At 34.4% G+C, this 20,072-nt stretch carries 15 protein-coding genes; 3 read left to right on the top strand and 12 right to left on the bottom strand.

All coding sequences use genetic code 11. The annotated features are described in order from the left end of the window. Nucleotides 1-165: 165 nt before the first annotated feature. From FA046_RS03105 to nadA, 6 genes are all read right to left on the bottom strand, one after another. A complete protein-coding gene (locus FA046_RS03105; protein WP_136824890.1) occupies nucleotides 166-1,305 on the bottom strand; it encodes a putative sensor domain DACNV-containing protein in 1,140 nt (379 codons plus the stop codon). Nucleotides 1,306-1,393: 88 nt separating this feature from the next. Next, nucleotides 1,394-1,852: a MaoC family dehydratase gene (locus FA046_RS03110; RefSeq protein WP_136824891.1), complete on the bottom strand. Its 459-nt coding sequence runs from the start codon at nucleotides 1,850-1,852 to the stop codon at nucleotides 1,394-1,396. Nucleotides 1,853-1,876: 24 nt separating this feature from the next. Further along, nucleotides 1,877-2,926: a thiamine-phosphate kinase gene (gene thiL, locus FA046_RS03115; protein ID WP_136824892.1), complete on the bottom strand. Its 1,050-nt coding sequence runs from the start codon at nucleotides 2,924-2,926 to the stop codon at nucleotides 1,877-1,879. A gap of 115 nt (nucleotides 2,927-3,041) precedes the next feature. Further along, nucleotides 3,042-5,738, bottom strand: coding sequence for a T9SS type A sorting domain-containing protein (locus FA046_RS03120; protein WP_136824893.1), 2,697 nt, complete (start codon nucleotides 5,736-5,738; stop codon nucleotides 3,042-3,044). A 334-nt stretch (nucleotides 5,739-6,072) separates the two neighbouring features. Then, nucleotides 6,073-7,530 (bottom strand): S41 family peptidase, encoded by a 1,458-nt coding sequence (locus FA046_RS03125; RefSeq protein ID WP_169303288.1) that lies wholly within the window; start codon nucleotides 7,528-7,530, stop codon nucleotides 6,073-6,075. A gap of 196 nt (nucleotides 7,531-7,726) precedes the next feature. Further along, nucleotides 7,727-8,719 (bottom strand): quinolinate synthase NadA, encoded by a 993-nt coding sequence (gene nadA, locus FA046_RS03130; RefSeq protein WP_136824895.1) that lies wholly within the window; start codon nucleotides 8,717-8,719, stop codon nucleotides 7,727-7,729. A gap of 448 nt (nucleotides 8,720-9,167) precedes the next feature. Here nadA and nadB point away from each other — a divergent pair, with 448 nt between their 5' ends. Beyond that, on the top strand, nucleotides 9,168-10,757 hold the full coding sequence (gene nadB / locus FA046_RS03135; RefSeq protein ID WP_136825320.1) for an L-aspartate oxidase: 1,590 nt from the start codon (nucleotides 9,168-9,170) through the stop codon (nucleotides 10,755-10,757). A gap of 1 nt (nucleotide 10,758) precedes the next feature. Beyond that, nucleotides 10,759-11,268, top strand: a complete 510-nt coding sequence (locus FA046_RS03140; RefSeq protein ID WP_136824896.1) for a gamma carbonic anhydrase family protein — start codon at nucleotides 10,759-10,761, stop codon at nucleotides 11,266-11,268. Nucleotides 11,269-11,420: 152 nt separating this feature from the next. Here FA046_RS03140 and FA046_RS03145 read toward each other — a convergent pair whose 3' ends face one another. The 5 genes from FA046_RS03145 to FA046_RS03165 form a co-directional block, all read right to left on the bottom strand. Beyond that, nucleotides 11,421-13,025, bottom strand: a complete 1,605-nt coding sequence (locus FA046_RS03145; RefSeq protein ID WP_225870868.1) for an Ig-like domain-containing protein — start codon at nucleotides 13,023-13,025, stop codon at nucleotides 11,421-11,423. A 152-nt stretch (nucleotides 13,026-13,177) separates the two neighbouring features. Then, the gene (mnmG, locus tag FA046_RS03150; RefSeq protein ID WP_136824897.1) at nucleotides 13,178-15,040 is read right to left on the bottom strand and encodes a tRNA uridine-5-carboxymethylaminomethyl(34) synthesis enzyme MnmG; all 1,863 of its coding nucleotides are present in this window, start codon (nucleotides 15,038-15,040) and stop codon (nucleotides 13,178-13,180) included. A gap of 80 nt (nucleotides 15,041-15,120) precedes the next feature. After that, nucleotides 15,121-15,381 carry a CBU_0592 family membrane protein gene (locus FA046_RS03155; protein WP_136824898.1) on the bottom strand — a complete coding sequence of 87 codons (261 nt, stop codon included), beginning with the start codon at nucleotides 15,379-15,381 and terminating at the stop codon, nucleotides 15,121-15,123. Further along, a complete protein-coding gene (locus FA046_RS03160; RefSeq protein WP_136824899.1) occupies nucleotides 15,378-17,237 on the bottom strand; it encodes an ABC-F family ATP-binding cassette domain-containing protein in 1,860 nt (619 codons plus the stop codon). The genes FA046_RS03155 and FA046_RS03160 overlap by 4 nt, the downstream gene beginning before the upstream one ends. Further along, the gene (locus FA046_RS03165) at nucleotides 17,234-17,890 is read right to left on the bottom strand and encodes a Rossmann-fold NAD(P)-binding domain-containing protein (RefSeq protein ID WP_136824900.1); all 657 of its coding nucleotides are present in this window, start codon (nucleotides 17,888-17,890) and stop codon (nucleotides 17,234-17,236) included. Before FA046_RS03165 ends, FA046_RS03160 begins: the two co-directional genes overlap by 4 nt. Nucleotides 17,891-17,979: 89 nt before the next feature. Here FA046_RS03165 and FA046_RS03170 point away from each other — a divergent pair, with 89 nt between their 5' ends. Continuing rightward, nucleotides 17,980-18,690 carry a pirin family protein gene (locus tag FA046_RS03170; protein ID WP_136824901.1) on the top strand — a complete coding sequence of 237 codons (711 nt, stop codon included), beginning with the start codon at nucleotides 17,980-17,982 and terminating at the stop codon, nucleotides 18,688-18,690. A 146-nt stretch (nucleotides 18,691-18,836) separates the two neighbouring features. Here FA046_RS03170 and rhuM read toward each other — a convergent pair whose 3' ends face one another. Then, the gene (gene rhuM, locus FA046_RS03175; protein WP_136824902.1) at nucleotides 18,837-19,826 is read right to left on the bottom strand and encodes a virulence RhuM family protein; all 990 of its coding nucleotides are present in this window, start codon (nucleotides 19,824-19,826) and stop codon (nucleotides 18,837-18,839) included. Nucleotides 19,827-20,072: the final 246 nt, after the last annotated feature.

A 20,072-nucleotide genomic window follows, 5' to 3' on the forward strand; every position in this document is an offset into this window, starting at 1 on the left:
TGAGCTTTAATATTTGATTTTAAACGAGGTTTGCGTGAGGGATAGCAGTGGAAATCCCCGCCTGAACCGGTCGGGCAGGCTTTTTTGTCATCCTGAGCGGAGTCGAAGGAAAACAAAAAAGATTGCAACGCATAGCCCGAACCGCAGGGACACGCCCAAAAAATTTTAAATTAACAAAGATTCTATACGGTGAGCTTGTACTTTTTGCGCAATTGGCGACCAAGAAAAAATAGTGAAATGGCCATCTTGAGAGGCCACCATTGCGATACAATCTTGCTGATCATGAATAAATTGTGCGGCTGATAAGTGCCTTGTTCCTCCAATTTCTGTAGAGTATTTATCTATGGCTTCGCCACCCATAACAGGTTCAATATAGGATATCTCTTCTATAGCATTACTGTTTTTCTTCCTCGTAATTTTAGCTCCAAAAGTGTGTAAATGATGGTCTCGGCTAATTACTGTTGCTCCGTCTACTGCGGTTAAGCCAGCAATATTGTCTACTTCACTTTTTAAAGCGCTTTGCCAAACGGCTTGCCCTAATTCTTGGTGATCTTGATGAAGAAGTTCATTTAATGCACTAAAAGAGGGGTTAATTGGATACTGTAAGGGGTGCACAATAGATTTTTTCCACTCGGTAGAGTTTGGTGGTACAATTAACAAAATTCCGCCATGCTGATGCGCTCTCATTGAAACTGCCAGCTGGATAAAAACGTTTAAGCCATCATTCCAAGAGCAAGGAGAATCTACATCTAATAAAGCGGTTACAATAGCGGGGCAATCTTTTTTAAAGCCGCAGTTTTTATCTATAATTTTAATTTCGTCGCCTTTTAAAACGGCTACGTTGGTGTATTTTCCAAATCCGTGTAAACGCCTGTGTTTAATAACAATAAGTGCTGGCTCTGAAACATCTAAAACAAAACAATAATTAGGAATTTTTAAGGCTGTACCCCAAATATATAAGAAGCCGTTTTCTTCCCAAACACCTAAATGAATACCTGCTCGCTCAATTCCGGGTGCTAATTTGGTTAGTGTGGCCGAATTTAATGGCAATTTATTCCCAAAAAGTAAGGGTTGTTCTACTTGCTCTGGAGGAAGAAATGCGATAGAAATTTTTGGAAAATTACCTTCTTCTTTTCTTAAACTCGCCCAAAAAGCCGCATTAATAATGGTCTCAATATTTTTTTGATTAGGAACAGAGGCCAACTTTTGCTCGCCACTTTCTACAGCACTACCAATATGTTTGATAAAGTGCTGTTCTAATATTTCTGATGCGGACTTTGCAGCTTGGTACGTAGTTTTATTCATGAATACCAAATTTAATAGATTGGCTTATATCTAATGCTATGGAATTGATTGCGAAAAGTAAATTTATCTATTCCTCCAAAAAAAGCTTTTAGTTAAAGTGATATAAGAAAACAACTTCACCGGTTAAAGCTGGTTTTTTTTGATCTTTAATTTCTAAGCTAATACCAATGTTAGCTTTGGTAATTCCTCTTAAATTGGCAATAGAAACTAGTTTTACCACTAATCTTACTTCGCTATTTACAGTTACGGCTTGGGCAAATCTCAATTTTTCTACACCATAGTTAATCTCCATTTTTAGGTTTTGGATGCTTACTATTTGTTTCCATAAATATGGGATTAAGGAAAGGGTTAAATATCCATGTGCTATAGTGGTTTTAAAAGGACTTTCAGTAGCTGCTTTTTCTGGATTGGTGTGTATCCACTGGTGATCTAAAGTAGCATCGGCAAATTTATTAATTTGCTCTTGCGTAATTTTATGCCAGTCAGAACTTCCTAAATCTTTCCCTAAATAAGCTTCAAATTCTTCGTAATTATTAATGGTAATCATAAAATATAAACGTTTTTATAAATTTTAACTTTGTGTTGATGTGAAGGCATTCCAGCCTTGTGCTTTAATATCATGTACGTTCCCTGCTTTGGTAATCAATTGATTGCCTGCACTTTCTTCGGTAATATAGCCAATAATAGAAATATCAACATCGTGTTTCATTTGATCGTAATCTGCTTGCTTAATGGTAAAAAGCAGTTCGTAATCTTCGCCACCACTTAAAGCACAAACTGTTGGGTCTAAACCAAAACTCAGGGCAGTTTCGGCAGTCATTGGATCTATTGGAAGTTTTTCTTCGTAAATTTTACATCCTTTTTTAGATTGACGAGTGATATGCAAAATTTCTGAAGCTAAACCATCAGAAATATCAATCATAGATGTTGGTTTAATTTTTAATTTCTTTAATAAATCAACAATATCAATTCGGGCTTCGGGCTTTAACTGACGCTCAACGATATAATCTTTTCCTTCTAAATCTGGCTGAATATTAGGATTGGTTAAAAAAACCTGCTTTTCTCTTTCTAATAATTGTAGCCCTACATAAGCTCCGCCTAAATCTCCTGAAACACAAATTAAATCCCCTTCTTCTGCTCCGTTTCTGTAAACAATATCGCTTTCGTCTGCATAACCAATACTTGTGATAGAGATGACTAAGCCTTGTCGGGACGAAGTAGTATCTCCTCCAATAATATCTACATTAAATTTTTCGCAAGCCAACAACATTCCGGCATACAATTCTTCAATAGCTTCTAATGAAAATTTACTCGAAAAACCTAAAGAAACAGTGACTTGAGTAGCCATCCCATTCATGGCATAAATATCACTCAGGTTAACCATAATAGCTTTATAACCTAAATGTTTTAAGGGTGTAAAAGCTAAATCAAAATGGATTCCCTCTAACAGCATATCTGTAGAAATTAATGCTTTTTTACCTTTAAAATCTAATACGGCTGCATCATCTCCAACTCCTTTAATACTGCTTTCATTTTTTATATGGATATGCTTGGTTAAATGGTCTATAAGGCCAAATTCTCCTAGTTTTGCTATCTCGGTTCTATCAGTTTGTTCGAACATTTCTTCAATTTTTGATTTGCAAAAATGCGAAAATTAATTGGGATGCTTTACCACAAACAAAGCCCCTGATTTTAACCAGAGGCTTTGTTAAATTTATAAAATTTAAGCTTGCTATTTATTCCACCAAAATCTTAGTTGTAATACCCTTTTCACCAATACTCAAAAGGTAAGTTCCTTTTGCTAAACTTTTACTCAATTTATAAGTTCCTGAGCCATTGTTTAAGCTAATTTTATCTTTTAATACTTCTTTTCCTGAGGTGTTAAATATCTTAAGTATTTGCAACCCTTCTAAACCTGTATCCTTAATGTTAATAATCCCATCAGTAACAGGGTTTGGGTAGACTAACAAATTACTTTCTGTTAAAGTATTTAAATTAACAGTCTTTATTCCTAACTCCTCTGTTTTACCATCTAAATCTGTTTGGCTGAGTTTATAATAGCTTGCTCCCGCAAAAGGAGCATAATCTACTAACTCATAATTTGCACCATTGCCTTTAGATTTTACTGAGCCTATAGTTTCAAAGGTTTTACCATCTCTACTTTTAGAAATGGTAAAATAGTTATTGTTAGTTTCTGTGGCGGTTTTCCATGTTAGGTTTATTTGTCTATCGAATTTGACTGTCGCTGTGTAATTTTTAAGTTTTACAGGTAAGGTACCTAAAACAATCTTTTTAGCAAACGCCTTTCCAGAACCATAAACAACAACCAATTCGCTACCATCAATGGCAATACTGGTGTAACCTGCCGTTCCTGCTGAAAAACCTGCGGTTCCTACTGCCTCCCATGCCGTTCCGCCTGTATTCAATTTCATCACCGTCGCTTTAGAGCTATTTCCTCCATCTCGATAAACCACGTATGGGACGCTCCCATTAAAGACGATACCGGTGTAAATTGCTGTTCCAGCGGAGAAACCGGCGGTTCCTACTAACTCCCATGCCGTTCCTCCTGCATTCAATTTCATCACCGTCACTTTAGAGCTATTTCCAAAGTCCTGATAAACCACATAGGGGATGCTCCCATTAAAAGCGATACTAGTGTAATCAGCTGTTCCGACTGAGAAACCGGCGGTTCCTACTACCTCCCATGCCGTTCCGCCCGCATTCAATTTCATTACCGTGGCTTTGCCATTATTTCCTCCATCTCGATAAACCACATAAGGGACGCTCCCATTAAAAGAGATATTAGTGTAATCAACTGTTCCGGCTGAGAAACCGGCGGTTCCTACTAACTCCCATGCTGTTCCGCCTCCATTCAATTTCATCACCGTGGCTTTACTGCTATTTACTCCATCTCGATAAACCACATAGGGGACGCTGCCGTTAAAGGCTATACTCGTATAATCTGCTTGTCCGGCTGAAAAACCTGCGGTTCCTACTGCCTCCCATGCAGTTCCACCTCCATTCAATTTCATCACCGTGGCATTAGAGTTATTTCCTCCATCTTGATAAACCACATAAGGGACGCTCCCATTAAAAGCGATATTGGTGTAATTTGCTAAGCCGGCTGAAAAACCTGCGGTTCCTACTAACTCCCATGCTGTTCCGCCGGCATTCAATTTCATCACCGTCGCTCTAGATATATTTGCTCCATCTCTATAAACCACATAAGGGACGCTCCCATTAAAAGCGATACTGGTGAAAGTTGCCGTTCCTGCTGAGAAACCAGCGGTTCCTACAACCTCCCATGCGGTTCCGCCGGCATTCAGTTTCACCACCGTGGCTTTATTGCTATTTCCTCCGTCTCGATAAACCACAAAAGGGACACTGCCATTAAAAGCTATACTCGTGTAATCTGCTGTTCCAGCTGAGAAACCGGCGGTTCCTACAACCTCCCATGCGGTTCCACCTCCATTCAATTTCATCACCGTGGCATTAGAGTTATTTCCTCCATCTCGATAAACCACATAAGGGACGCTGCCATTAAAGGCGATACTAGTGTATGCTGCTGAGCCTGCTGAGAAACCTCCCGTACCTACCACTTCCCATTCCGTTCCGCCGGCATTCAATTTCATCACTGTGGCTTTAGAGCTATTTCCTCCATCTTGATAAACCACATAAGGAACGCTGCCATTAAAGGCGATACTAGTGTATGCTGCTGAGCCTGCTGATAAACCTGCTGTACCTACTACCTCCCATGCTGTTCCGCCAGCATTCAATTTCATCACCGTGGCTTTAAAGCTATTTTCTCCATCTTGATAAACCACATAAGGAACGCTGCCATTAAAGGCGATACTAGTGTGTACTGCTGTTCCGGCTGAGAAACCAGCGGTTCCTACTATCTCCCATGCAGTTCCCCCGGCATTCAATTTCATCACCGTGGCTTTACTACTGTTTCCTCCGTCTAGATAAACCACATAAGGGACGCTGCCATTAAAGGCGATACTGGTATAAAGTGCTGAGCCTGCTGAGAAACCTCCCGTACCTACCACTTCCCATTCCGTTCCGCCGGCATTCAATTTCATCACTGTGGCTTTAGAGCTATTTCCTCCATCTTGATAAACCACATAAGGAACGCTGCCATTAAAGGCGATACTAGTGTATGCTGCTGAGCCTGCTGAGAAACCAGCGGTTCCTACTACCTCCCATGCGGTTCCTCCTGCATTCAATTTCATCACCGTGGCTTTATTGCTATTTTCTGCGTCTCGATAAACTATATAAGAGACGTTACCATTAAAGGCGATACTAGTGTATGCTGCTATACCATAACTAGCTTGTCCAAAATCATCAGGACCTAAAGCTTGCCAGGTTTGGGCCGTTAGGCTTTGCTTTAATAGCAATAAGAAAATGATTACGAAGTAATGTTTTATTTTCATTAAAAGGATTTTACATAGAATAATTTTATAAAGAAACAAATAAAAAATGGATAAAAAGTTAATCAGTTATTATAGCACTAACTAATCTTAATCTGGTGTTAGATTTGGATATTTACTAATTACACATGCAAATCATCGTTATATTTGGCTAAATATTGTATGAACTTGGATTTTTTGGATTAAGGGATAATTTGGATTATACCTTTCAAAGTATCCTATTAATCCATTCATATGATTCATCCTGATTCTGACTAATTATTGCCTGAATATAGATTATTAGGATGATAGGATAGATTGGATTTCCTTACAGCATCCAATTAATCCATTAATCTGATCAATACAAATTCTGACTACTTTTATCAATCGCTTTTTCCATCACCACATCTTTACCCTTTAAAATATCTTCAAGTGTTGTTTTAACTTCAATATCTGGAAAAACACCTCTTCCTTTTAAATCTATAGGTTCAGCTATCTGTATTACTTTTAAAGGCAATCTTAACTTTAAACCGGTGTTAGGTAAACTTAATAAAGGAATGCTTCCTGCCGTACATTGGTTAAAGCCTCCTCCAGTTTCTTCTCCAATAAAGATACCTCTGTTTACTTTTTTTAGATTGGATGATAATAATGAAGTTGCCGAAAATGAATAACCATTAATTAACACCTCCAAATTACCATTATAAGTTAATTTTTTAGGTTTCTTTGCTTTATCAGTGGGTAATTTATCATAAAAACCTTGATTATCTTTTTTAACAAAAATGAAAGGAAAAATACCAGTAAACCTGTTTATTAGCGTATGATCTACATATTTTCCAGTCGAAAAATACCTTGTTGCCATACTCGCTCTTCCAGTAAATTTATGGGGTTGGTTGTATAAATACCTAAATAATAAATTGCAATACATGAGGTTTCCACCACCATTGCCTCTTAAATCTAATATCAGATGTTCTATTTTTTCATTTTGGATGGTTGTAAATGTTTCCTTAAAAAACCTCTTAAAATTACTGTGTGAGAAAGAGAAACTTTTAACTTTTAAAACAGCAGTTGAATTTAAAGTGCTGTCAATTTTAAAATCTAAAAGTGGTTTTTTCTGCTCGTCAAAACCTTTATACCTATTTTTTTTATCGACTCTCTTTTGCTGCTTTGCTAATTCTTTTTGTTTAATTTTTTCTTCTTCACTTTGCTTTTTTACCGCTGGTTTTGGTTTAAGATTGTATATCCATTCTCCACATAAACCACTGCTATCTTTTAAAATAAATAAAGAAGAATCTTTTTTAGGGTAAGCTAAGTAGTAATAATTAGGAAAAGTTTTATTAAGTACTTCATCATAAAATGTGGTATTATATCCATCTGATGAGTATAATTTTTTTAGACTGTTAATAATGGTAGGAGTAGAAATGCTATCAATTGATAATATTTCCATAGCAGGTTTAATATGAGTTAAGGCTTTATTTGCCGATACCACAAATAATTGATTTCCTTCTACTTTATATTTTAATTGAGTAATTGGTGCTTCTCCTTTTTTCTTTATTGCTGCTTTTTGTTCTTTATTTAATTTTAATCCCGGATGGATTAATCGGGTATGCCCGCATTTTACTTCAGAAACTAAAGGTGCTGTTAATCTATAAAACTCAACAGAATTCATAGAATCTTTTAATAAACTTTTTATGCTATCAAATTTAAAATCTAGCTTTTCCTTTTTGATATACCAATAAACACCAGGATGTGCTTCTTCTAAACTTGTTTTAATAATAGAAAGATCTTTTTGAAGTTGATCTGGTGAATGTTTACTCATCAGTTTTTCATTGTATTTTTTATTTGAAATACATGAGGCAAAATTTAAAATGATTAGTAATAAGTAAACAATTTTTTTCATGGGTAAAGCTGCGTTAGGGATAGAAATGGATACCGGCCAAAAGCTTAAGGCCTTGTGGCGTATGAATGTATAGCCCGCCCCATTTTTTTCATTGGGGAACGCCATCATCTTAATTTTATAATCCTAAACTAGCAGAAATATCTAGCATTCTTTCTATTGGTTTTCTTGCTTTTTCTATTATTTCACGTGGAACATCAACTTCTGGTAATTCATTTTTTAAGCATAAATAAAGCTTTTCTAAAGTATTCCTTTTCATGTGTGGACAATCATTACAAGCACATGAATTATTTGGTGGAGCAGGAATAAAAGTTTTATCAGGACTTGATTTTTCCATTTGATGGATAATTCCTGATTCTGTAGCTACTATAAATGATTGAGCAGGATTACTAATGGTATAGTTTAATAATCCGGTGGTAGAACCTATATAATCTGCCATTTCTAAAATAGCTTCCTCACACTCTGGATGCGCAATAAATTTAGCTTCAGGATGGCGTTGCTTTAATTTGGTTATTTTTTCCCTGGCAAAAATTTCATGAACCATACAAGCACCATTCCATAAAACCATGTCTCTACCAGTTTTCTTAATCACGTAAGCGCCTAAGTTTTTATCTGGTCCAAATATGATCTTTTGATCTTTAGGTAAGCTATTTACAATTTGAACCGCATTACTTGATGTACAAACAATATCACTCATTGCTTTTAGCTCAGCAGTACAGTTCACATAAGTAATCACCAAATGATCAGGATATTTCTCTTTAAACTTTTTAAATAAATGAGGCGGACAGCTATCAGATAAAGAGCATCCGGCTTTACTATCTGGTAATAATACTTTTTTATCAGGAGATAAAATTTTAGCAGTTTCGGCCATAAAATGCACACCCGCAAAAACAATCACTTTTGCATCAGTTTTAGCAGCTTGTTGAGATAAGCCTAAACTATCTCCAATATAATCTGCAACATCTTGTATATCAGATTCTTGATAATAATGAGCAAGAATTACTGCATTTTTTTCCTTTTTAAGAATTTCTATTTCCTTAAATAAGTCTAAGGTGGGGTCAATGTATTCATCAACAAAACCTTTTAAATTTATTTCTTCAGCTGTATTCATTTTTCGTTGTTCAAATGTATAAATTCAAAATTTAGCTTTTTCCACTTTTCTAATAACAATCAATTTTTTATATGTAGAAGAACTTATTATTTATTAAGATGTTAGTTTGGTGTATAAGTTGTGTAGCTTTAATTAGGAAGAGTTACTAATTAAAATGAACCAACATGTTATTAACATTTAATTAATATTATAATGCTGATTATCAGCAGGGTTTTAAATTACCGTATTTATTTTAACTTTTTATACTGTGAATGAATATACTTTTGTAAACGTTAATTACTATAAATAATTGACCTAGTAAGTTCCTTAAAAAATGATGACTCATGTAACATTGTACATAGTTATAAACAAAAAGTAAAAGTTTTAATAATTTGCTTACACAAAATTAACACCTTTAAGTGTTTTATAAACATTGCTTTTTGTAATGTTTATAATTAAGAAAATAGATATGAAAAATGTGGATTTCCTGGTAATAGGATCAGGTATAGCGGGATTGAGTTTTGCCCTTAAGGCTGCAAAACATGGTAAAGTTCTGATAGTTACAAAGTCTAATGAGGATGAATCTAACACCAAGTATGCCCAAGGTGGTGTTGCTGTAGTTGTGGATAAAGAAGAAGATTCTTTTGAAAAACATATTCAAGACACCTTAATTGCTGGCGATGGTTTATGTGATAGAGAGATTGTTGAGATAGTAGTTAAAGAAGGTCCAGATAGAATTAATGAAATAATAGCGTACGGAACTAAGTTTGATAAAACTAAAGGAGGCGTTTATGATTTAGCAAAAGAAGGTGGACATTCTGAACACAGGGTATTACATTATAAGGATATTACTGGTTTTGAAATTGAAAGAGCTTTATTAGCAGAAATTCATGAGAACCCTAACATTGAAATTTTAACTCATTATTTTGTTGTTGATTTAATTACGCAACATCATTTAGGAGATATGGTTACTCGCCAATCTGATGATATAGAATGTTATGGAGCTTATGCTTTAGATACAAAAACGGGTAAAATTGATAAGTTTTTGTCTAAAATAACATTATTAGCTGCCGGCGGTGCAGGTCATATTTATAGTTCAACAACCAATCCAACTATTGCAACCGGTGATGGAATTGCAATGGCTTATCGAGCGAAAGCGAAAGTAAGAAATATGGAATTTATTCAGTTTCATCCAACAGCATTATATCATCCTGGTGAATATCCTTCTTTTTTAATATCCGAAGCTGTAAGAGGTTATGGTGGCGTTTTAAAAAGAAGAAACGGAGAGGAGTTTATGTATGAATATGATGAAAGAGGATCTTTAGCTCCTAGAGATATTGTTGCAAGAGCCATAGATGCAGAGATGAAAAAATCTGGTGATGATTTTGTTTATTTAGACATCAGACATCGTAAAAAAGAAGATATTTTAAATCATTTTCCTAATATATATGCGAAGTGTTTATCTATTGGTTTAGATATGACAAAAGATATGATTCCTGTTACACCAGCTTGCCATTATATGTGTGGTGGAGTTTTGGTAGATAAAAATGGTCAATCTTCTTTAAAGCGATTATACGCTTGTGGCGAAGTAACTTCCACAGGTTTACATGGTGCTAATCGTTTGGCATCCAACTCTTTATTAGAAGCATTAGTTTTTGCACATCGTATTTACTTAGATTCAAAAGATAGATTAAATCAATTCACCATTCCAGAAGGAATAGCAGATTGGAATGATAAAAATACGCAACTCTCTAACGAAGATATTTTGGTGACTCATAATATTAGAGAAATGCAAAAAATGATGAGTGACTATGTAGGGATCGTCCGTTCTGATTTTAGATTGGTAAGAGCGATGAGAAGATTAGGTTTACTTTATGAAGAGACAGAAGATTTTTACAAGAAAACTAAGTTATCCGTAAAGCTTTGCGAGTTGAGAAACTTAATTCAGGTTTCTTATATTGTCATCAAATCTGCAATGGAACGTAAAGAAAGCAGAGGTTTACACTATACAACAGATTACCCAAATCATACTGAAAAATTAACCGACACAATTCTATAATATGCCATTAATAAGATCAGTAAATGATAAAATTCCTGTTTGGGGAGATGATTGTTTTATTGCAGATAATGCGACAATTGTTGGAGATGTAACCATGGGACATAATTGTTCGGTTTGGTTTAGTACCGTTATAAGGGGAGATGTTAATTACATTAAAATTGGAGATTATACTAATATTCAAGACGGTGCTGTAATTCACGCTACTTATTTAAAGGCAGCCACAACTATTGGTAGTTATGTTTCTATCGGGCACAATGCTTTGGTTCATGGTTGTACTTTACATGATCACGTTTTGGTGGGTATGGGTGCAATCGTTATGGATAACGCTGTAGTAGAAGAGTTTGTAATTATAGCCGCCGGAGCCATTGTTTTAGAAAATACCATTTGTGAATCAGGCTATTTATATGCCGGCGTTCCAGCTAAAAAAATCAAACCAATAACCGATGAGCAAAGAGAATTATTAAAGAAGTTACCACATAATTATGTGATGTATGCGGGTTGGTTTAAGTAATTATTAAATAAATATTTGGGTGTTACCCTCTATTAAGTGCATAGCATATAACAAAATCTAATACTTCGGGTCAGGCTTTATGCTAAATTTTTTTTGCCAATCTGCATGTTTTTTGAGGGCAAAAAAAGATACCGCTTCAATCCTTAACACTTCTAAAAAACCTTAGGAATCACTATTTTTTCTTCTCTATCCCAATTGGCTCTGGTCACAATATCTTTTTCATAGAACCAACTTTTCTCAGGCTGAATTTTAAGTTTCACATTTCCAGTATCAAATTCTCCATTGCTATTACTGTCCTCCACAACTTTTACAGTATATTTTCCCGTCGGGATATTTTTAATAACAATGGTGGTATTGCTTGTAATTGGCGTTTCTTTATAAATGATGTTTTTATCAGTTAATAACATAACAACATAGTTTTTAACGCTATCTTCTTTGCTGATGTTTAAACTTAAAGTCCCATAATTTTCAATTTCATCTAATTCAAAATCAAGTTTTATAGCTTTGTTATTGGTACCATAAATATCTTGAATGGCATTATCCTGAAAGCTCAGAGTATAGCGTTTTTTAACAACCCAAGGATAGGTAACGGCATATTTTCTTGCGGAGGTTTCTATTTTCTTAATGTTAAAATTTCTTTTTGGAACAGAATCTTCTAACAGGTCCACTTTATTCATATCAATTGTAGCAATTGGAATGTTAAAAGTAATATTTAGTGTATTTCCTGGTCTTATTTTCCCTCCAGATAGGTTATTACTAAAAGTGATGATTCTTTGATAAGTATCTTTCTTACCTCTTTTAAAAACAAGCGTATCTAAAGGTTTATTATCACTATTGATAGATACTTTAAGCGAATCAAAAGTAATTTCCTTTAACCAAATTTGAGTAGTATCTCCTTTTGCAGAAAACTCAATAATGGGATCTTTAATATCACCGTCTAAAAATTTTATAGACGGTTTATTAACGGGTTTATTTGCAATAATTAAAATTTTGCCATCATTATCTATTTTTCTATCTACAATTCTAAATTGCTCTGGAACTTCTTTAAATAGTTTTAAAACAATATTGCTGGTGTCTTTGATTAGGTTAATGGGGTCTTTTAAAAATGCAATTTCTTCATTGGCACTATTGTAAATCCTATCTGGTGAGGTTTCTTTTAAGGCGTAAATGGTATATTTTTGATCTCTTAAATTTTTGATGCTAAAGTTTCCTGCACTATCTGTTGTGGTATAAAGGGAAGCTCTTTTTTTAGCAAATAATGTATCTCTAGCTAAAGGGAAAATAAAAACCGTTGCATCTTTAACCGGTTTATTGTCAGTTGAGCTCACCACGTTTCCATTTATCTGTAAAGAATCTAAAGTTGGGCCGGTAGAAAAAACAAAGCTGTAATTTTTTAACTGGTTAGATTCATTTACATCTTGTACCGCTTTACCAAAGTTTACTGTATAAGTTGTGTTTTTTTCTAAAGAATCTTTAAACGTAATTTCTAAACTTTTTTGTTTGGTTTTAAAAACCGGAGGAATTTCCATTGATGGAGAAACGCTAATCTCCGTAAATTCATTTGTCAGTTTAAAATATTCGTCAAACTCAATTTCTATTTTATCACCTTTAAAATTTCTTGTTAAATTTTTTGGAGTTTCCTTCAAAACTTTTGGAGCCTCAGTATCTCGAGGACCACCTTGCGGTTGTTGTAAACTTGCGCATGAGCAATAAAGCAAAGAAGCCAAAAATAGAGAGAAGATAAAATGCTTTTTCACTGGTTTTTTATTTAAGCTTATTTATAAGCGATTTAACGAATTTTTAGTTTTTTATGAAGATTATGTCTCGGAAATAAAAATAGGCGCTATAATCAAATAATTTTAGTAAGCGTTTTTATTTATTTAAACAACTGATAAACAAGTATTTATATTTATTTTGAGATATGAACCATTAAAACTGACACATCAGAAGGAGTAACACCCGAAATCCTAGAAGCCTGACCTAAAGTTCTAGGTTTTATTTTCATTAACTTTTCTCTAGCTTCTTTTGACAACGATTGTAATTGATGGTAATTAAATTCGGGATTGATTTCCTTGTCTTCCATCTTTTTCATTTTACCTACAATCTCTAATTCTTTTTCAAAATAGCTATCGTATTTAATTTTAATTTCTGCCTGTTCTATAGTTTCTCTATCAAACTGATTTAAATAGTCATCTAAATCCAAACTCATTTTTCTAAGATCGTTAATCGAAATTTGTGGTCTGCCTAATAGGTTATGAAGTTTTGCGCTTTGGCTTATCGCCGATGTTTCTAAAGCTTCTAAAATAGGATTGGCTATTTCCTTGCTAATAGATTGTTCTTTCATAAACTGAACAATGGCTAAAGAATTTGCAATTTTTTCATTCACCTTATTTAATCTCTCATCATTAATTAATCCAAGTTGATGCGCTATTGGACTTAACCTTTCATCTGCATTATCTTGTCTCAACAGCAATCTGTGTTCTGCTCTCGAGGTAAACATGCGGTAAGGTTCTTCCGTTCCTTTGGTCACTAAGTCATCAATTAATACACCTATATATGATTCAGACCTTTTTAAGATAAGAACTGGTTTTTCATTTACCTTTTGATGCGCATTAATTCCTGCGATGAAACCTTGTGCTGCTGCTTCTTCATATCCTGTGGTACCGTTAATTTGACCGGCAAAAAATAGGTTTTGAATCAGTTTGGTTTCTAAGCTTAAACCTAATTGCGTAGGAGGGAAGAAATCATATTCAATGGCATAACCCGGTCTAAACATTTTGGCATTTTCAAAACCAGGAATTAAACGTAATGCTTTTTGTTGGACATCTTCGGGTAAGGAAGTCGAGAATCCATTAACGTAGATTTCAACTGTATTAAAACCTTCTGGTTCTACAAATATTTGATGTCTTTCTCTTTCTGCAAATCGGTTTATTTTATCTTCAATAGAAGGACAATACCTAGGACCCAAACCTTTAATTCTACCCGTGAACATGGGAGATTTTTCAAAGCCTTCTTTTAAAGCTTCATGTACAGCCGCATTGGTATAGGTAATCCAGCAGCATCTTTGTTCCTTAGGTTTCTCTACTTCTGTGTAGGAGAATCTGCCACCATCATCGTCTCCCCATTGTTCTTCCATTTTAGAATAATCCAATGATCTTCCGTCAACTCTTGGAGGCGTACCTGTTTTCATTCTTCCAGATTCGAAGCCTAATTCTACTAATTGCTCAGTAATTCCCGTAGCTGATTTTTCTCCTGTTCTACCGCCACCCATTCTCTTTTCACCTATATGGATTACCCCATTTAAGAAAGTACCGTTAGTTAAAACAACTGATGAGGATTCTATTTCTACACCTAATGATGTAACAACACCACAAACTTTATTGTCTTTAACAATTAGGCTAGAGACCATGTCTTGCCAAAAATCAACATTTGGTGTTTTTTCTAACGCTAAACGCCATTCTTCTGCAAAACGCATTCTATCATTTTGTGTTCTTGGCGACCACATTGCTGGTCCTTTAGAGCGATTCAGCATTCTGAATTGAATGGTTGATTTATCCGAAATAATTCCAGAATAACCACCCATGGCATCAATCTCTCTTACAATTTGTCCTTTTGCTACGCCGCCCATTGCTGGGTTGCAACTCATTTGTGCAATAGTGCCCATGTTCATGGTGACTAATAAAACAGAAGAACCTAAGTTAGCCGCCGCTGCCGCCGCTTCACAACCAGCATGACCAGCACCAACTACAATAACATCGTATTTTTTAAACATAATTTATATAATGTTTCACGTGAAACATTTTGATTTTATAAAGATACAGCTTATATTTTTCAATAAAATTTATCAGCCAATCATGACTTCTTGTTGAATGTTTCACGTGAAACAGTTCCTTTAAAAAGCGAAAGAATAGCTGTAAAAGACCAAATGATATTTAAAACAACAAAAGGGTAGAAGTCAACCATCCAAGAAGCATAGCAACTTATTAAACCGCCAATGGCGTTTAATAAGGCATAAAGCTTGCTTTTATTATCAACGTAGCCAAAAATATTCAAGAAGAAAGCAATTAATAATATACCAACACCTAATGATGCCACCCAGTTTGCTACACTCACGCTAATTCAGTTAAAGTGATCCATTGCATAGATTTTTCATCTAACAAAGTGTTTGTTTCCTCTATTGTTTTAGAAAGAGCTATTAATTCTTCATGAGAGGCATTTGGATTATTTAGCTCGTTAGTCAGTTTTTCTACTGTGGCTTCTAAATCGGCAATCTCTTTTTCTAAGAGTTCAATTGCTCTTTGTTCTTTGTATGATAATTTGCTTTTTACAGTTTCCTTTTTTACTTCTACAACAGGAGCAGGCTTCTCTTCTTTTGTTTTAGATTTTAATAATTCCTGTTCAAAGCGATAAGATGAATAGTTTCCATTGTAAATTCTAATGTCTCCATTGCCTTCTAAAACGAAAAGTTGCTCAGTAAGTTTATCCACCAAATACCTGTCGTGAGAAACTAAAAGTAATACACCAGGATAGGTTTCTAAAAACTCCTCTAATACGTTTAAGGTATCTATATCTAAATCATTGGTAGGCTCATCTAAAATTAAAAAGTTAGGATTTTTGATCAACACCTTCATTAAATGAAGTCTCTTTTTTTCACCACCACTTAGTAAACTCACAAAACCATGTTGTTTTTTAGGAGGGAAAAGAAAGTGGGTGAGGAGTTGTGATGCTGATATGGTTTTACCGTCAGACATGGTGATGTATTCGGCAATGTTTTTTACCACATCAATCACTCTTTCACTTTCATCAAAACTTAAACCAGATTGATGGTAATAACCAAAAACTGTGGTTTCTCCAATGACTACGTTGCCAGCATCTGGTTTTAATTCATTGGTAATGATATTTAATAGCGTTGATTTTCCCGTTCCGTTTTTACCTGTTAAACCAATTTTGTCTCCCTTTTTAAAAACATAAGAGAAATTATCAATAATGTTTCTTTCCTGAAAGGTTTTAGAAATATGGTGTAATTCTAAAATTTGCTTGCCTTGTCGGCTTACCTTCACATCAAGCGTAACAGATTCTTTGATAAATTGCCCTTTTGTTTTGGTTTCCAAATCATAAAAAGAATCTATCCTTGCTTTTGATTTGGTTCCCCTGGCTTGAGGCATTCTGCGCATCCACTCTAATTCTTTTTTGAGTAGGTTTTTGTTTTTAGCTAATACCGCACTGTTTATAGCGTCTTGCTCTGCTTTTTTCTCTAAATAATAAGCATATTTTCCTTTATAGGTATAAACAGTGCCGTTTTCTAATTCTATAATTTCATTGCAAACATTATCTAAAAAATAACGATCATGGGTAACCATTAAAATGGTTTTGCCTCCAGTAGTTAAAAAGCTTTCTAGCCATTCTATGGTGTCAATGTCTAAATGATTGGTTGGCTCATCTATGACATAAACATCAGGTTCATCTATTAAAAGTTTTGCAAGACTTAAGCGTTTACGCTGACCACCAGATAAGGTGTCTATTTGTTGATCAAGATGATGAATATCTAAACGACCCAAAATAGTCTTAATTTGATGTTCATATTCCCAAGCTTCTAAATTGCTCAACTCTTCTGTTAAACGATTAATCTCATCAACATCTGGATTTTCTTGTTCTAATAATTCCTCATATTCTCTTATGATTTGTTGCGAACGATTATCCATACTAAAAATGAAATCGCTGATGCTTTGCCCGGCTTCAAACTGAGGGTCTTGTTCTAAATAACCAAAACGAATGTCTTTTTCTTTGACAACCTTTCCTTCTGTTGGTTTTATTTTTTCTGCCAGAAGTTTTAAAAGGGTTGATTTTCCGGCACCATTTATTCCAACCAAAGCAACGCGTTGCCCTTGTTGTAGTCCGAAAGTTAAATTTCTAAAAAGCCAATGGTCATTAAATGCATGGCTTAATTGTTCTGCTGATACGATACTCACACTAATTCTTTAATTTGATCTGATTGATGTACAAAGATGCCTTTTTTATTTTTAATAGATTCATTTATCATTGCTTTGGCAACATCCTCAGCGGCAATACTGCGGTATTTTTTAAGAGATCCAATCAATAACGGATCAATCACTTTTATTAGTACAAGTGCTATTTTTTCTAGCGGACGATTCTCATTCCTATTTCCTCTTAAAAAAGAAGGTTGATATATATGTAAAGACGAGATGCCTAGTTTCTTTAAATCCTCCTCAGTATCTCCTTTCATTTTAGTGTAAAAGTTCGCCGATTTTGAATTGGCGCCTAATGCAGAAACCAAATGAAATTGACGCAGTCCATTTTTTAGACCTTCCTTAGCAAAATATAAGGGATAATCATGATCTATCTTTTTGTAAATAGCAAGATCCGGCGTTTTCTTTTGGGTAGAACCTAAACAACAAAATATTATATCGGCCTTTATTTCTTCCTTTTTCAATTCCAAATGCTCAAAATCTGTAACAATTTGAATCAGTTTTGGATGCTGAATAGGTAATAATTTTCTGACAAATATTTTAATGCTATCAAAATGAGGGTCGTTTAGGAGTAATGTCAGTAAATGACTGCCAATTAGTCCGCTTGCGCCTAAAACTATTGCTGATGTTTTCATAATTGCTTAAATAATAAAACAAAAGTACGTATTTAGAGTTTGGAATAAAATTTGTATGTTTAAACATGTAATTAGTAAACGAATAAAATATGAAAACAATATTTCATCCTGCCGAGCAAAGAGGCTTTGCAAGCAGAGGTTGGTTAAAAAGCTATCATTCATTTAGTTTTAGTCAGTTTTACGATCCAGAGAAAATGAATTTTGGATTGTTAAGAGTATTGAATGATGATTTTGTAGAGCAGGGAATGGGTTTTGGGACTCACGGACATGATAATATGGAAATTGTAAGCATCCCGCTAGAAGGCGCTTTAAAACATAACGATAGTACGGGTAGAGAGGCCATCATTAAACAAGGAGATGTACAAATTATGTCGGCGGGTTCTGGCATTCAACATTCAGAATACAATGAATCTAAAACTGAGCCTGTAAAATTTTTACAGATTTGGGTTTTCCCAAAAGAAAAGGATATCACTCCAAGATATGAGCAAAAATCTTTTACAGAAGAGGATAAGAAAAATCAGTTTTTAACGGTGGTTTCACCTGAAAAAGACGGAAAAAATATCTGGATTAACCAAGATGCCTATTTTTCTTTGAGCAATTTAGACGCTGGAAAAACACTTACTTATGATTTACACGGTAAACAAAATGGCGTTTATGTTTTTATTTTGGATGGAAAAGCAAAAGCTGCCGACCAAGATTTAAGTAGCAGAGATGCTTTAGGTGTTTACGAAACTGAAAAAGTAGAAATTACCGCTCAAGAAGATGTTAAAATATTGGTGATAGAAGTTCCAATGGCATAATAGCGGGGCATAAATTTTTTAAAAGCATTTAGATGAGTTTTCTAGGTGCTTTTTTTATGTTTTAATAAGCGAAACTTTTTTTATGAGAGTGAATGTCATTTTTTGACAAAGACTATGGTTTTTAAGAAACATTTAAATTCATAATTCTATTTTTTCAATTTCTTTACTTCCTTATCAAAGTCAGAAATTATTTTTTGAGTCTTGTTAAATTGGTCATATTCTGAACCGGCTTTAGAAATAGCGTTGCTATGTGAAATTTTCCCCTTACCATCTAAAATTTTGAATTCGTTAAAGTTCAAGAATTTGTCAACGCTGTTAGCCAATCCTTCCATTGTAAAAGTATTTTCACGCTCTATTAAGTTTTCGATATAATCAAAATAACCTGTTACAGTTCTTTCTAATTGCTTTATCTCTTTTTCTTGAAGATAGTTTTTTGCAATTGCAGTATCTGATTTTATGATTCTTCCGCTAGGTGCATTTTTCCAAGTGGTTAAACCCATATTTTCTTTTACTGCGTTGGCATTTTTATAGATGATTTCAGCAGCAGTTTTACCAGTAATTGCGTAATGAAATTTATTTTGTACTAAAGCATAAAAATTTTTAGTGATCTCTGATTGAGGGTTATAATCAATACTGCATTCTGAAAAAATGTCTGTGATTTGTTGATAAATTCTTCGTTCGCTTGCTCTGATGGAACGAACCCGATCTAATAACTCTCTAAAATAATCTTTACCAAAAACAGCTTCACCTTGTTTCAATCGGTTGTCATCTAAAACAAACCCTTTGATGATGTATTCTTTCAGGGTTTTGGTAGCCCAAATTCTAAATTGTGTGCCTCTTTGTGACTTCACTCGGTAACCAACCGAAATGATAACATCAAGATTATAGAACTTAACGGGCTTATCTGATCCACTAATGTGCAAAATTTGCACATTGCTTTTTTCTTCCAATTCACCCTCGCTGAAAACATTGCCTATGTGCTTGGTAATCACACTCCTTTCACGGTCAAAAAGCTGTCTCATTTGCTCTTGTGTGAGCCAAATGGTTTCGTTTTCTAACAACGCATTCAACTTCACCTCGCCTTCGGGCGTGGTGTAAAGAATAAAGTTGTTTTGTTTGGGTGTTAATTCACTCATAATCCCGTTCTGTTTTTTTTAGTATCTAAAAAGGAAATAGCTCAGTTCACCATTCATAACTTAAAAATCTTGTGATGTCTCTTGGTATTTTTTTGAAAATGATATTCTTTTTTGCCATTAATTTTAATGTAAGCAAGCAATTATCAATAGATAACACAGTCTAAGCGTACTTTTTTAAATCATCACTTAAACGGGTTACCAGAATTTATTTTTTCAGAAATCCAATCTTTAAATAATTTTAGATTT

The sequence above is a fragment of the Pedobacter cryophilus genome (assembly GCF_005116455.1).
Lineage (GTDB): Bacteria > Bacteroidota > Bacteroidia > Sphingobacteriales > Sphingobacteriaceae > Pseudopedobacter > Pseudopedobacter cryophilum.